We start from the raw sequence: 14,589 nt of genomic DNA, 5'->3' as shown, positions 1-14,589 counted from the left end.
TGAAAGCTTACGTTGTATAGTGGGGAATTGTATGTGGAAACCATACCAGATGGATAAAAGAAGGTATTAAAGGATTGACCTGTATCGGGAATGAAAGAGGAGTGTTGGTCGTGCAAGAAGAAAAAGTCATCATTATCGGTGGTGGGCCATGTGGAATGAGTGCAGCCATCGAATTGCAAAAAGAAGGAATAGAGCCGCTTATTATTGAAAAAGGAAACATCGTCAATTCGATTTATCATTACCCTACACATCAGACGTTTTTCAGTTCCAGTGAAAAGCTTGAGATCGGGAACATCCCATTCATTACAGAGCGTCAAAAGCCCGTCCGCAATGAAGCATTGGCTTATTACCGAGCGGTCGCAGGAAGAGAAGATTTACGAGTGAATACGTATGAAAAAGTAACCAAAGTGGAACGGAACGACCACGGTTTTATCGTTCACTCAGAGAGAGTAGAAGGCGAAGTCAAGAATTACAGTGCGAGTCAAATCGTCATCGCTACTGGATATTATGATCAACCGAATTATATGAATATTAAAGGTGAAGATCTACCAAAAGTGAAGCACTATTTCAAAGAGGGACATCCTTATTATAAGAAGAACGTCGTCATCATTGGTGGCAAAAATTCCGCGGCCGATGCTGCGCTGGAATTAGAAAAATCTGGAGCGTACATTACCGTTCTTTACCGTGGAGAAGATTATTCGAAAAGTATCAAGCCGTGGATTCTTCCACAATTCGAAGCATTGGTCAATAAAGGCATCATTGATATGGAGTTCTGTGCGAATGTCAAAGAAATTACTACGGATGAAGTTGTCTATGAATGTCAGGGTCAGGAAAAACGAATTGAAAATGATTTCGTTTTTGCTATGACTGGGTACCGCCCGGACCATGCTTTCCTCACAAAAATGGGAGTAGAGATGGATGAAGAAACGGGAAGGCCTGCGTTTGATGAAGATACGATGGAGACGAACATCCAGGGCATCTATATTGCAGGTGTCATCGCAGCCGGATATAACAACAATGAAATCTTCATTGAAAATGGCCGTCACCATGGTGGAAAAATAGCCCAAGCACTTTCTGCTAAATAAATGTAAAGAGAAAGCCTGGAGTCCTTTTTTGACTTCAGGCTTTCTTGTATAATCAAGTGACTTTTCATCGGTTATTAGCTGAACATATGTTCCAGTTCCGTCATATTTGTGGTCATTTCAAGTGCAACCATAAGTTTGATACGGGCTTTTGGTCCAGTAAGTCCATTAGCAAAGATGATTCCCATTTCCTTCAGTTGACGGCCCCCACCTGGATAACCATATGTATCCTGCACAATTCCTTGATAGCAGCGGGAGACCAGAACAATGGGAATGCCATCATGAAGGGTCCGTTTTAAAGCATCTACTGTTTCTGGTGGTAAATTCCCTTGCCCTAAAGCCTCGATGACAAGGCCATCTACCTTGCTTTCCCGAACGGCGTCAATTAAAGTGCCGTCCATACCTGCGTAAGCTTTGATCAGGGCCACTTGCTTTCCAATGTCTTGAATGGGATAAGAATCACGGCGTGTCATTTTATGGTGGAAAAACACTTCCGTTTTAGTTGTAATTCCGATTGGACCATACTGAGGGCTTTGAAATGTTGCTACATTACTCGTACTGGTTTTAGTCACGTTTTTAGCCGTATGAATTTCATCGTTCATGACAACGAGCACACCCTTGTCCTGTGCTTCATCACAATTGGCTACCCTGATTGCACTGAGAAGGTTATACAGACCATCGGATCCGATTTCATTACTGGAACGCATAGCGCCGGTAACGACTACAGGTTTCCTCGTCTGCAAAAACAAGTCTAGAAAATAAGCGGTTTCTTCCAATGTATCTGTACCATGAGTGATAACAATGCCATCATAGTTTTTTCTGGACATTTTTTCATGGATGGATCGACCCAGTTTCAACATGTGATCCGGCCGGATATGTGGGGAAGGGAGGTAAAACAAAATCTCATCTTCAATGACCGTGTTCCCTTTTAACATGGTGGAGATCTCATCCAAAGGATGTTTGGACGAAGTGTTCACTTCTCCTGTTTCTTTGTTTTCCTTCATAGATATTGTGCCACCTGTGTGAATGACTAGTATACGCTTCATATTTACACCATCTTCCATTCAAATGTTCCTTTTCTCATACCTTCATGATACGATGAAACTTAGGTGAATGAAAGAGAGAGGGTTGAGAAACATGGCCATATTGACTGCCGCTATATCTCCTGCCGTGGCCATCATGACATTTATATACTTAAGTAAACGGATTGAATTAGAGCCCCTTCCTTTAATTATCCGTATGTTCATCATAGGCGTAATTATGGTTTTTCCTATCATGTTCATTCAGTATGCTTTCGAAGTTGAAAATGTATTTCACTCGTCATTTATGAAATCCTTTTTTCTTGCTGGTTTACTGGAAGAATTCTTTAAATGGTTCTTTATGTTATTTGTAGCCTATCGTCATTCTGATTTTGATCATCATTACGATGGGATCATTTACGGGGTGGCTGTCAGTTTAGGGTTTGCAACGATCGAGAACATCATCTATATTTTTCAAAACGGTATTGAAATCGCCATTCTGCGTGCTGTTTTTCCCGTTTCCTCACATGCTCTTTTTGGCGTCATTATGGGATATTACATGGGGAAAGCTAAGTTCAGGACAAATCGTTCAAACTGGTGTTTAACGATAGGGTTGGTCATTCCTGTAGGATTGCACGTGATTTATGACTATATTATTACTGTGAAAGAAATGACATGGATGTATTGGATTACTCCTTTTATGATTATTTTATGGCTTATCGGGCTTCGTAAGATTAAAATAGCGAATCAGCATCATGAAAAATTATTGAAAACATGAACAGCCGCATGGCTGTTCTTTTTTATGCGTTGGAGACAAGAATCAGAAAGCCTATGATACGTAGCTGGGTGCAGATATGAAAATATGCATAATCTTTTGGTTCTGTTAAAAACTACCCTTATAACTAAACTATTGGGTCAGGGGTGGATATTGGATGGTATGGAAGAAGACGATGGTCGTTTTTATGGGTCTAGCCTTGTTGCTTTTCCCTTTATCAGAGTTGACCTATGTCAAACCTGTCCTAGGTTTTTCAAATCAGGTCATTCAGCAAGGGGCCACAGGTGATGATGTCATTGAACTTCAATCCAGGTTGCAATACTTAGGTTTTTACAACGGAGAAATCGATGGAGTTTTCGGTTGGGGAACCTACTGGGCGGTTCGTAATTTTCAGTATGAATTTGGTCTGGAAATTGATGGACTCGTAGGTCAGGAAGTAAAGAATAAGCTGAATAAAGCCAGCAACTATGATGAAGGTTACGTAAAAGAACAGATCAGAAAAGGCAATGATTTTACACATTACGGGGGAACTCCTAAATCCCAGCAAACCAAACAAGGAAATCAAAAGAATCAGCAAAATCAGAAGCAACAACAAAATCAACAGCAACAACAGCAGCCAAAGGAACCGACAGCTGTCAATGTTCCAAGCGGCTATTCACAAAATGACATTCAATTAATGGCAAATGCTGTTTACGGCGAAGCCCGCGGAGAGCCTTATGTCGGGCAGGTGGCAGTAGCAGCTGTCATTTTAAACAGGATCCAGAGTGCTTCATTCCCTAACAATGCATCTGGTGTCATTTTCGAACCTCGTGCTTTTACTGCCGTGGCTGATGGTCAAATCTGGCTGGAGCCTAATGATCAGGCGAAAGAGGCCGTCATGGATGCAATTAATGGGTGGGACCCTTCAGGTCAGGCGCTGTACTATTTCAATCCAAGCACAGCTACGTCCGATTGGATCTGGTCAAGGCCGCAAATCAAGCAAATCGGCAAACATATTTTCTGTAAATAGGAGGTGGGCGTATGGGTAAATGGATCGCCATCATATTACTAAGTATAACTACGGTTGGTGCAGGTATTTGGGGCTATAAAGAAAATCAGGACAAAAATGCTGTCTTGATCCAGGCTGAAAACAGTTATCAAAGGGCATTTCATGAACTGACTTACAATGTCGATCTTCTCCATGACAAAATCGGTTCAAGCTTAGCGATGAACTCTCGAAACCGGTTATCCCCTCAACTCGCTGAAATATGGAAGATTTCTTCTGATGCAAGTTCAGATGTTGGCCAGCTTCCACTGACACTTCTTCCTTTTAATAAGACGGAAGAATTCTTACATGACATTGGTGAGTTTACTTATCGGACGGCTGTTCGAGACCTTGAAAAGAAACCCCTCAGTGAAGAAGAGATCCAAATGCTTGAGGAGCTTCACAAAAAGTCGGGTGAAATTGAAGGGGAACTAAGAAAAGTACAAAATGTCGTAATGAAAGATAATCTAAGGTGGATGGATGTTGAACTTGCTTTAGCCACCAATGACGAAGTTGGAGATAATACCATTGTCAATGGATTCAAGACCGTAGAGAAATCTGTGGATGGTTTCGAAGGGTCAGTAACGAATACAAGCCTTGGTTCCTCAGGTCCGCAGAAAAGCTTCCGACACCTTGAAGGTGAAAAGATTGATGAAAAGCAAGCGAAGAAAATCGCCAGTCAATGGCTCGAAAAAGTACCAACAGATAAACTCACAGTTACAAAATCAGGAAAAGGTGCGGATGTACCAATGTACACGGCCTCCTTTCAAAACGGCGATAAAAATGGGTACATCGATTTGACGGAAAAAGGAGGACATCCTTTGACGATCATGATCAGCCGTAAAGTCGCTGAGCCGAAAATATCACTTTATGAAGCATCTGAAAAAGCGAAAAAATATGCCAAACGCTTGGAAATATCTAACTTAGAGCTCGTTGAAAGTAATCAATATGACAACATGGGTGTTTTCCGTTTTCTTTACACTCAGAATGACGTCAGATTTTTCCCAGATTCTGTAGTAGTAAAAGTGGCGCTTGATAATGGAGAAGTGCTCGGGATGAGTTCGCGTGATTACTATAATTTCCATAGTGAACGAGATCTCAACGAACCTGAAATCTCATTGGAAGAAGCGAGATCAAAAGTGAATCCAAATGTCGAGGTACAGGAGAATCATCTTTCTGTGATAGAAAATGATGTTAACGAGCAAGTGCTATGTTATGAATTCCTTGCTACGATGGAAAATACGACTTATCGTATCTTTATTAATGCGACCAATGGACAGGAAGAGAAAGTGGAAACGTTGAAAAAAGCAGAGATGAAGTTCAACCAGGAAGTTTAAAAAAAGAACCCTGATCAGGGTTCTTTTTCTCTGTCTTTATACCTATTATCTTCCTTTTTTTAGAGAGACATGAGATAATGTAATCATGTATATAGAGGGGGAGCATGATGCAGAATTTGAAGGTGGGGACACCTCTTACGCTAGAGTTAAGAAAACCAGAGGTGGATGAAGTCGATCAATACAAGTGTAAATTGGTGGACTTTGAAGATAGTAAAATTTACATTGATTATCCTGTACATACAAAGACTGGCCGGACCGGATTTTTTCTGGACGGCACACAATTTCAAGCAAGTTTTGTTGGCCAAGACGAATCTGTTTATTGGTTTAAGACAGAGGTGATGGCACGGGAAAAAAGAAACATTCCAGTTATCGGCTTGTTTTTTCCCGGCATGGAAGAATTGAATAGGGTTCAGAGACGCAAATATGTACGTGTTGATGCCTCTGTGGATGTAGCTGTAGAAAGCAACACTCATTCTTTTCCTACGATTACGAGTGATATTAGTGGTGGAGGGGTCATGTTAAGACAGTCGCCCTCCCATAAATTAGAAGAAGAGGAAAAGATCAGCTTGACGCTTGTTCTTCCCATGAATACAGGTGAAATCCATTATGTGATTGCCGACGGTAAAGTAATCCGGGTTATACCTGCGAAAGATTCCCAGCATGAAAGGGTTTCTATTGAATTTATTGATATTCATGAAAAGGACAGACAGTTGATTATCAAATATTGTTTTGAACAACAGATGCAATCACGAGTGAGAGCACTCAAATAAAATGGATTTTCATAGTAGATTTATGTTATTCTTGATTGTGATCATTAAGCGAAAATTTTAGAGAAAACGCGCTGTACCGGTGCGTTTTCTCTTTGATAAGACAGATGGAGGATACGGATCGTATGAACACAATGACAATTGCCATTGACGGCCCAGCGGCAGCCGGAAAAAGTACTGTAGCAAAAAAAGTCGCAGAAAAGCTATCTTTTATTTATGTGGATACAGGTGCAATGTATCGAGCATTGACATGGAAGGCGTTAAAACAAGGCGTTTCACTCGAAGATGAGGATGGTCTGGCTCAGCTCCTGAGTCAATCTGATTTGAACCTCATTCAAAGTGATTCCGGTCAGAGAGTTATCCTCGACCAACAAGATGTGTCAGATGAAATCAGGACAGCAGAAGTTACCAATCAAGTGTCGATTGTAGCTAAACACAAAAACGTCCGCGAAGAAATGGTGCAAAGACAGCAGGAACTCGTCAAGGACAAGGGTGTGGTCATGGATGGTCGTGACATTGGAACCCATGTGCTTCCAGACGCCGAAGTGAAGATCTTTATGATTGCTTCTGTCGAAGAAAGAGCGGAGAGGCGTCATAAAGAAAATCTTGAAAAGGGTTTTTCTTCTGATTTGCAACAATTGAAAGAGGAGATTAGAAAAAGAGATGAAATCGACTCTAATCGGGAAATTGCCCCGTTGGTTAAAGCAGAGGATGCCATTGAGATCGATACAACATCCATGAATATTGACCAAGTGGTCGAGGGCATTTTAAACATCGTAAATGATAAAAGGAAGAAAGGGGACCAGGGATGAACTTATATAAATTAGGAAAAGCTTTGTGCAGCATCATCTTATATCCGATGTACAGAATAAAGATTGTCGGAAAGAAGAACATTCCTGCAGAAGGCCCCGTCATTATTTGTTCCAATCACATTTCCAACATGGACCCACCAGTTGTAGGTATAACAAGCAGCCGGAATATTTACTTCCTAGCGAAAGAAGAGTTGTTTAAAAACCCAGTAATTGGGGGTATATTGAAAAAAGTCCATGCTTTTCCGATCAAACGTGGCATGAGGGACAGAAACGCCTTACGAAAAGGTCTGGATATTTTGAAAGAAGGGCACGCGCTTGGACTATTTCCTGAAGGCACAAGGCAGAAAAACGGCGAAATCGGCAAAGGTCTTGCCGGGGCTGGTTTCTTTGCATTGAGGTCCGAAGCTGCGATTGTTCCCTGCGCCATCATCGGCCCATATAAGAGGTTTAAGAGATTGAAAGTGGTTTATGGTGAACCGATTGATATGACGGAATATCGTGAACAGAAAGCTTCTGCCCAGGTTGTTACGGATCGGATTATGGAAGAAATCAGACAATTGCATAAAATTCATCAATGATGAGGCGTAATCACTTGACAAAATGCTCTAAATATTAGAAGTTAGACAAAAGGGCATTTCTGTATTATTAGGTTGTGTCGGAATTTGAAGGAGGTAGCTTGGTATGGATGAAATGAATCAAGAAGTATCTGGAATGAAAGAATTCTCTGCAGGGGACATCGTGACTGGTAAAGTCGTGAAGATTGAAGAAAAACAGGTCCTCGTAGATGTTGGATATAAAGTCGAAGGTATTGTACCTATCAGTGAATTATCCAGCCTTCATGTAGAAAAAGCTTCAGATGCAGTGAGTGAAGGAGACGAGCTCACCCTGCAAGTGAAGAAAGTGGAAGATGATGAAATCGTACTTTCTAAACGTGCCGTTGATGCAGATCAGGCATGGGAAGATTTGGAAGCTAAGTTCGAGAGCGGAGAAATCTTTGAAGCTGAAGTTAAAGATGTAGTTAAAGGCGGGCTTGTTGTAGATATCGGTCTGCGTGGATTCATTCCAGCTTCTTTGGTTGAAACGTATTACGTTGAAGATTTTGAAGACTACAAAGGAAAAACACTTTCCTTAAAAGTCGTGGAATTGGATCGTGAGCAAAATCGTGTAATCCTTTCCCACCGTGCAGTCGTTGAGCAAGAAGAATCAGCGAAGAAGCATGAAGTGCTACAATCTCTAGAAGAAGGACAAGTCATCGAAGGTACTGTACAACGTTTGACAGACTTTGGTGCTTTCGTAAATCTTGGAGGTATTGACGGACTAGTACATATCTCCCAGTTATCTCATCAGCATGTGGAAAAAGCATCTGATGTTGTAGAAGAAGGCCAAGAAGTCAAAGTCAAAGTGCTTTCTGTCGATCGTGACAATGAAAGAATTTCTCTTTCTCTGAAAGCTACACAGCCAGGACCATGGCATGACATCACTTCAAAAGTGAACCCTGGTGAAACTCTTGAAGGAACGGTTCGTCGTCTCGTAAGCTTCGGTGCTTTCGTCGAAGTGTTCCCTGGAGTAGAAGGTCTTGTCCACATTTCTCAAATTTCCAACCGCCATATCGGTACACCTGATGAAGTCTTAGAAGAAGGACAAACGGTGGAAGTGAAAGTTCTGGATGTTGACGAGGACGCTAAACGTCTTTCATTAAGCATGAAAGAGTTGGAGCGTGACGAGACTCGTGCTGAAATTCAACAGTATGAGAAAGAAGATGACAATTCCGGATTCTCTTTAAGTGATATGATTGGCGACAAGCTTGATAAATACAAAAAATAAGCTCCTGAACCACTAAGTGTTGGATTTTGCAACCATCACTTAATGGTGATGTGCTTAAAAGAAGTAGGGATGGATATGAGCAGATCTGAAAGAAAGATTGACCATATCCGCCACGCCATCAGTCACGAACGGGAGATTCATAATCATTTTGATGACATCGAAATTGTTCATCAAAGTCTTGCCCGTCTCAATTTCGAGGAAATACAGATGAATATACAAGTAGGGGAACTTTATTTAAGTTCCCCTCTTTTTGTTAATGCGATGACTGGCGGTGGCGGAGAAGAGACTATGGCTATCAACCGTGACTTGGCTATAGCTGCAAAAGAAACGGGAATTGGGATGGCTGTCGGTTCTCAAATGTCGGCATTGAAAAATGTCGAAGAGCGAAGAACATATGAAATTGTCAGAGAAGCGAATCCTGAAGGTGTGATTTTTGCTAATGTTGGTAGTGAAGCAACGTTAGAGCAGGCAAGGGAAGCGGTTCGTATGCTAGATGCCAATGCTCTGCAAATTCATATCAATACTCTTCAAGAAATGATCATGCCTGAAGGAGATCGTGATTTTTCACATTGTATGCACAGAATTCAGGGCATCATTGACCACATGGACGTTCCAGTGATTGTAAAAGAAGTGGGTTACGGGATGTCGAAAGAAACTGCCGATATTCTCTATCAAATGGGAGTTCGTCACCTGGACGTTGGTGGAAGAGGGGGGACAAACTTCTCTAAAGTCGAGAACATGCGGCGGGAGCGTGCATATACTTCCTTTAACAATTGGGGCATTCCCACTCCGGTTTCTGTACTTGAAGCGGCAATTCAGGATGATTTGCATGTTTTCGCATCAGGAGGCGTTCGTCATGGCCTTGATGGAGCAAAAGCAATGGTTCTTGGTGCAAAAGGGTTCGGAATGGCCGGATCATTGTTAAAGATATTAGTGAATGAAGGAAGGGAAGAGTTAATTCAGGAGATCCATCATATTCTACATGAATTTAAAATAGCTATGATGCTTCAGAATGCTCTCCACCCTAAGGAACTGAATGGAAAAGCACATGTTAAGTTCGGTTATACGAAACAATGGTATGACCAAAGAATGAAATAAGCCTATGGCAAATTTGTCATAGGTTTTTTTATGCTTCTTAAACATAAGCTCCCTTTTCTTGAAGACTCAGTTTCGAGATGTTTCCAGGGTTCGTTGCCTGGTTAAGCGCTAGGGGTGACTGGGAAGCCACTCGCTTTCCTGTGGGGGAGCGCCGAGCTTCCTCGGACTGCGTCCTGCGGGATCTCGCCTATCTCCTTCTCCCACGGGAGTCTCGCAGCTTCCCAACCACCCTATTTCATATGAGGGAGAAACGAACCCCCTATACCCAGATGGAGTGTCCACCACTCTCCCATCTAGAGTGGGTATAAGCTTCTGTATCAAGCTTTCACTTTCTGAATGCCCACTGGGCAGAATTAATATTATCCTTTTCCCAAAACCATACAAGCTGATTTTTAAGTAGTGGTTTCGAAAATCTTCCCCGCAGCCCCATCCACTCAACAAAAGTCTCGAAACTGAGTCTACAACAATCCTGCCATATTGTTTAATAACTAATAATCACAAACCGTTATCCCTCTTTCTTTATAGATAATGTTTAAAGCTTTCATGAACCACACATAATAATTGGTGAAGCTTGGGAGGTGTGAGTCTTGGAGGCAACGTTTTATTGGTTTGCGTGGTCAATAACGGTTATAGCCATTTTTTTCATTCATAGAAGGAAATTCAAACGCGATTTGTTACTGGTTTTGGGTGTCTTTATGTGTACATATGACATGCTTTCCTGGAGTCAAAAATGGCAATTTTACTTTCATATTATTACCCTCGTCGTTCTCGGAACCTACCTATATATATCGATAAGAAGGTCATTGTTTGATTATTTCTGGCCGTTCATTCTTAGTATTGGTTACGCAGCTGTTTGGATGTTTCTTATTGTCCACCCAATATGGGTGAACCTTCCGGGTATTTCTCTGTTCACCCTTGTGATTGCGGGCCTCCTTCGTATTTTTATTAAGGATGTAGGTGGCCAGATCGGTCTATGGATGTTAACGAATGCCGGGGGTACCTTATTCTCTTTCCTTATCTTCGCCCTTTATCTAAATGAAGGGCTGATTAACACTCACGTGATGCTCTCTTTTTGGATCAAAGGGGTGTTTGTCCTGCTCCTTTTTCATGGCATGGATCAATTGAAGAGATCGATACGTAAAAAAAGAAAATCCATATCAAAAGGAGCTGCTTTTGTGTGAATGAATACACTTATCCCATTATTTTAGGAATCCTTGTCGGTACAGCACTTCGAGTCTTTATGCTGCGTACGGATTACAGGCAATATCCTACTTATCTTCATGGGAAAATCATCCATTTATCTTTAGGGTTTATTGCAGCTGCACTGGGAACCATAGCCATTCCTTCTATTATGGAAAAAGAATTCACAGCCGTGACTTTTTTGACGTTAGCGGCTTCGCAATTCCGGGAAGTGCGTAATATGGAGAGAAATACATTAACGGAAATGGACTCTTATGAACTTGTCCCACGAGGCAATACGTATATTGAAGGAATAGCAGTGGCTTTCGAAAGCAGGAATTACCTTGTTATCTTCACTTCCTTTGTCGTGACTCTTTGTTATTTAGCGCTTAATGTTTGGGTAGCTTTAGGTGCTGCTATCGTATGTTTCCTTCTATCTGGAATGTTGATGAGCGGGTCCAAGCTATCGGATATCGTCACGGTAGAAGAGAAGGCCATTTCCTTCGACGGAGCTGGGTTATATGTGGATAACATTTACATTATGAACATTGGTTTACCTGAGCGTCAGGAAGAGATTATGAAATATGGAATGGGCTTCGTTTTGACCCCTAAAGAATTCAGTGTGCGTTCCACCATTGCTAACCTCGGTCAAAGACAGGCTATTTTGCATGACGTTTCTGTAACCCTTGGAGTTTTCAGGGATTCAGGTACTCCCGCTCTCGTGCCATTGATCAAGAGAGACTTGAATGATGGAAGGATTGGTGTGTTCATTCTTCCTCAAGAGAAGGATTCTAAACGAGCGAAGGAAATTATTGAACACGTACCCGTCCTTGAAAATGCAATACAAATGCCTTCGAGAAAAGGTAGGAGGAATCATTCATGAAAATGGAGAAGGCCATTTTGGCAGCCGTGACTACGGAGGATGATCGGGTCCATGGAAGTGCAGCTGTGTTTAAATGCGATACGAAGGAAGAGATGGAAGCTGTTGCAGCAAACTTAGAAGCTATTTTAGATGGAATCGCTCATGCATTAAGTGATCAACTCTATATTATCGTCAAGCACTGAGAAAGAATTGTTTCTTTTTCTAAAGTTTGCTAAGATAATAAAGTTAATGGCTTCCTGCTGTTCTTCGGAAGATGGGCTATTAAACCATCGCCCGGGGAAGAGCAGTATTTTTTTGCTTTTCACTACTGAGGAAACATGGAATAATGAAAATAGAAATAAAGAAAGGATGATCCTTTCATGAGAAAATCAGTAATTGCTATTGTAGGACGACCGAATGTTGGGAAATCAACGATATTTAACCGACTGGTCGGAGAGAGAATCTCAATTGTAGAAGATACACCCGGTGTTACAAGGGACCGGATTTATGCAGAAGCGGAATGGCTGACCACTCGTTTCAATGTCATTGATACAGGTGGAATTGAACTTGGGGACGAGCCGTTGCTTGTGCAAATGAGAGCACAGGCCCAAGTAGCGATCGATGAAGCGGATGTCATCGTTTTCATGGTTAACGGCCGTGATGGAATTACAGGGGCTGACGAAGAAGTAGCCAAGCTACTATTCAAATCGAATAAACCGGTGGTACTTGCAGTGAACAAGGTAGATAATCCTGAAATGAGGGAAAACATATATGAATTCTATTCCCTCGGTTTTGGTGAACCATTCCCGATCTCGGGTACACATGGTCTGGGACTCGGGGATATGCTGGATGAAGTAGTGAGTCACTTCCCGGAAAAAATTCAGGAAGAGATCGATGATGATACCATTCGTTTCAGCTTGATCGGCCGACCGAATGTAGGAAAATCGTCGCTCGTAAACAGTCTTCTTGGTCAGGAACGCGTGATTGTCAGTGATATCGCAGGTACGACAAGAGATGCCATTGATACTCCTTTCACAAAAGACGATCGAGATTATGTGATCATTGATACAGCCGGCATGAGAAAACGAGGCAAAGTTTATGAAACGACCGAAAAGTACAGCATCATGAGGGCTTTGAAAGCAATTGAACGCTCGGATGTTGTTTTGGCTTTAATTGATGCAGATGATGGTATTCAAGAACAGGACAAAAAGATTGCGGGCTATGCCCATGAAGCTGGGAAAGCTGTCATTATTGTGGTCAACAAATGGGATACTGTGGAGACAGATGAAAAAACGATGAAAGAGTTTGAGGATAAGGTTCGGGATCAATTCCGTTTCCTGGACTATGCTCCAGTCGTCTTTTTATCTGCCAAAACAAAAAAACGGATTCATACACTGATTCCGAAAGTCTTGGAAGCAAGCGAGAATCATGCGAAACGTGTGCAGACGAATCTGCTTAACGAAGTGATTATGGACGCCCTTGCTATGAATCCATCTCCATCCATTAAAGGTCAGAAGCTGAAGATCTTTTATGCCACTCAAGTTTCTGTCAAACCGCCAAGCTTTGTGGTTTTTGTCAATGAACCTGAATTGATGCACTTCACATATGAGCGATTTTTAGAAAACAGGATTCGTGAAGCCTTCGGTTTCGAAGGAACGCCAATTAAGATATTCGCTAGAAGACGTAGCTGATTCATTCACGAAGGGAGCAGGTATCATGGAGAAAGTAGCTGTACTTGGTGCGGGGAGCTGGGGAACAGCTCTTGCCCTCGTTCTTGCTGATAACGGGCATGAGGTTCATCTCTGGACACACAGGGAGAGCCTTGCTGAAGAAATTAACCAAACGCATCGAAATGAAAAATATTTGAAAGATGTTGATCTTCCTCATTCGATTACCGCAAGCCATGATCTAGGAGCAACTGTAGAAAATGCAAGACATGTCATTTTAGTTGTTCCTACAAAGGCTATGAGAGAAGTCTGCGGTCAATTGAAGCAAGTCCTAAACGAAAAAGTGATTATTACACACGCTTCAAAGGGGATAGAGCCTGGCTCTTACAAGCGTGTTTCTGAAGTGATTTCCGAAGAAATTCCTAAAGAAAAATATGAAGATATCGTCGTCCTCTCCGGTCCAAGTCATGCGGAAGAAGTGAGTCTTAGGCAGCCGACGACTGTAACGGTTTCTTCAGAAGAATTAGAAGTCGCGGAAAAAGTGCAGGACCTCTTCATTAATCGACAGTTCCGTGTGTACACATCTCCTGATCTGGTTGGTGTGGAACTTGGGGGCGCCTTGAAAAATATTATCGCCCTTGGTGCTGGTATTTCTGATGGGCTTGGTTACGGAGATAATGCTAAAGCAGCTCTAATTACTAGAGGGCTTGCTGAAATTGCCCGTCTTGGAACCTCGATGGGAGCGAATCCGCTCACCTTCTCCGGCTTGACAGGTATCGGAGATCTTATCGTAACTTGTACGAGCTCTCACAGCCGAAATTGGAGGGCTGGGAATAAACTTGGACAAGGGTACCCATTGGATGAGGTATTGGATCAAATGGGGATGGTCGTTGAAGGTGTGAGGACGACGAAAGCCGCTTTCCAACTTGCGCAGGAGCAAGGAGTGGAAATGCCGATCACTTCAGGAATCTACAGAATTTTATTTGAATCGGCTGATCCAAGAGATGTCGTCGACGAATTGATGACAAGGATTCGACGTCATGAAATGGAGGATTTGACAAATATTCTTGATGAAAAGATGAATGACTGACACATATCGACTCTCGTGCATATACTACACAGAACCTAACGCACGAGGAGGTC

Annotated in this window: 15 protein-coding genes; 14 read left to right on the top strand and 1 reads right to left on the bottom strand. The window is 42.1% G+C overall.

Annotation, left to right across the window (positions count from 1 at the left end; genetic code table 11):
* The first annotated feature begins 110 nt into the window (after nucleotides 1-110).
* Nucleotides 111-1,085, top strand: coding sequence for a YpdA family putative bacillithiol disulfide reductase (locus J0K78_RS02390; protein ID WP_206945219.1), 975 nt, complete (start codon nucleotides 111-113; stop codon nucleotides 1,083-1,085).
* 74 nt (nucleotides 1,086-1,159) lie between these two features.
* Here the strand turns inward: J0K78_RS02390 and J0K78_RS02385 are convergent, their stop codons facing one another.
* Nucleotides 1,160-2,128: an asparaginase gene (locus J0K78_RS02385; protein ID WP_206945218.1), complete on the bottom strand. Its 969-nt coding sequence runs from the start codon at nucleotides 2,126-2,128 to the stop codon at nucleotides 1,160-1,162.
* 91 nt (nucleotides 2,129-2,219) lie between these two features.
* Between J0K78_RS02385 and prsW the strand changes: the two genes are divergently transcribed.
* The 13 genes from prsW to J0K78_RS02320 all read left to right on the top strand — a co-directional run bounded on the left by prsW (nucleotide 2,220) and on the right by J0K78_RS02320 (nucleotide 14,536).
* Nucleotides 2,220-2,879, top strand: coding sequence for a glutamic-type intramembrane protease PrsW (gene prsW / locus J0K78_RS02380; protein ID WP_206945217.1), 660 nt, complete (start codon nucleotides 2,220-2,222; stop codon nucleotides 2,877-2,879).
* 154 nt (nucleotides 2,880-3,033) lie between these two features.
* Nucleotides 3,034-3,885, top strand: coding sequence for a spore cortex-lytic enzyme (gene sleB, locus J0K78_RS02375; protein WP_206945216.1), 852 nt, complete (start codon nucleotides 3,034-3,036; stop codon nucleotides 3,883-3,885).
* A gap of 11 nt (nucleotides 3,886-3,896) precedes the next feature.
* A complete protein-coding gene (ypeB, locus tag J0K78_RS02370) occupies nucleotides 3,897-5,237 on the top strand; it encodes a germination protein YpeB (protein WP_206945215.1) in 1,341 nt (446 codons plus the stop codon).
* 107 nt (nucleotides 5,238-5,344) lie between these two features.
* A complete protein-coding gene (locus tag J0K78_RS02365; protein ID WP_206945214.1) occupies nucleotides 5,345-6,007 on the top strand; it encodes a flagellar brake protein in 663 nt (220 codons plus the stop codon).
* A 122-nt stretch (nucleotides 6,008-6,129) separates the two neighbouring features.
* Nucleotides 6,130-6,816, top strand: a complete 687-nt coding sequence (gene cmk, locus J0K78_RS02360; RefSeq protein ID WP_206945213.1) for a (d)CMP kinase — start codon at nucleotides 6,130-6,132, stop codon at nucleotides 6,814-6,816.
* Nucleotides 6,813-7,394 (top strand): lysophospholipid acyltransferase family protein, encoded by a 582-nt coding sequence (locus J0K78_RS02355; protein WP_206945212.1) that lies wholly within the window; start codon nucleotides 6,813-6,815, stop codon nucleotides 7,392-7,394. The genes cmk and J0K78_RS02355 overlap by 4 nt, the downstream gene beginning before the upstream one ends.
* Before the next feature lie 103 nt (nucleotides 7,395-7,497).
* Nucleotides 7,498-8,640, top strand: a complete 1,143-nt coding sequence (gene rpsA / locus J0K78_RS02350) for a 30S ribosomal protein S1 (protein WP_089652592.1) — start codon at nucleotides 7,498-7,500, stop codon at nucleotides 8,638-8,640.
* A 75-nt stretch (nucleotides 8,641-8,715) separates the two neighbouring features.
* On the top strand, nucleotides 8,716-9,738 hold the full coding sequence (gene fni, locus J0K78_RS02345) for a type 2 isopentenyl-diphosphate Delta-isomerase (protein WP_206945211.1): 1,023 nt from the start codon (nucleotides 8,716-8,718) through the stop codon (nucleotides 9,736-9,738).
* 587 nt (nucleotides 9,739-10,325) lie between these two features.
* Complete coding sequence (locus J0K78_RS02340) at nucleotides 10,326-10,919, top strand: YphA family membrane protein (RefSeq protein ID WP_206945210.1); 594 nt, start codon at nucleotides 10,326-10,328, stop codon at nucleotides 10,917-10,919.
* Entirely contained in the window at nucleotides 10,916-11,800 is an 885-nt protein-coding gene (locus J0K78_RS02335; RefSeq protein ID WP_160913583.1) for a YIEGIA family protein, read from the top strand. Before J0K78_RS02340 ends, J0K78_RS02335 begins: the two co-directional genes overlap by 4 nt.
* Entirely contained in the window at nucleotides 11,797-11,982 is a 186-nt protein-coding gene (locus J0K78_RS02330) for a capping complex subunit for YIEGIA (protein WP_206945209.1), read from the top strand. The genes J0K78_RS02335 and J0K78_RS02330 overlap by 4 nt, the downstream gene beginning before the upstream one ends.
* A 177-nt stretch (nucleotides 11,983-12,159) precedes the next feature.
* Entirely contained in the window at nucleotides 12,160-13,470 is a 1,311-nt protein-coding gene (gene der, locus J0K78_RS02325; protein WP_160913582.1) for a ribosome biogenesis GTPase Der, read from the top strand.
* A gap of 25 nt (nucleotides 13,471-13,495) precedes the next feature.
* Entirely contained in the window at nucleotides 13,496-14,536 is a 1,041-nt protein-coding gene (locus J0K78_RS02320) for an NAD(P)H-dependent glycerol-3-phosphate dehydrogenase (RefSeq protein WP_206945208.1), read from the top strand.
* Nucleotides 14,537-14,589 lie beyond the last annotated feature (53 nt).

Source organism: Halobacillus sp. GSS1 (assembly GCF_017307035.1).
GTDB classification, from domain to species: domain Bacteria; phylum Bacillota; class Bacilli; order Bacillales; family Halobacillaceae; genus Halobacillus; species Halobacillus litoralis.
The sequence above is the reverse complement of the archived record's forward strand: the minus strand, read 5'-3'. Positions and strand labels throughout refer to the sequence as shown.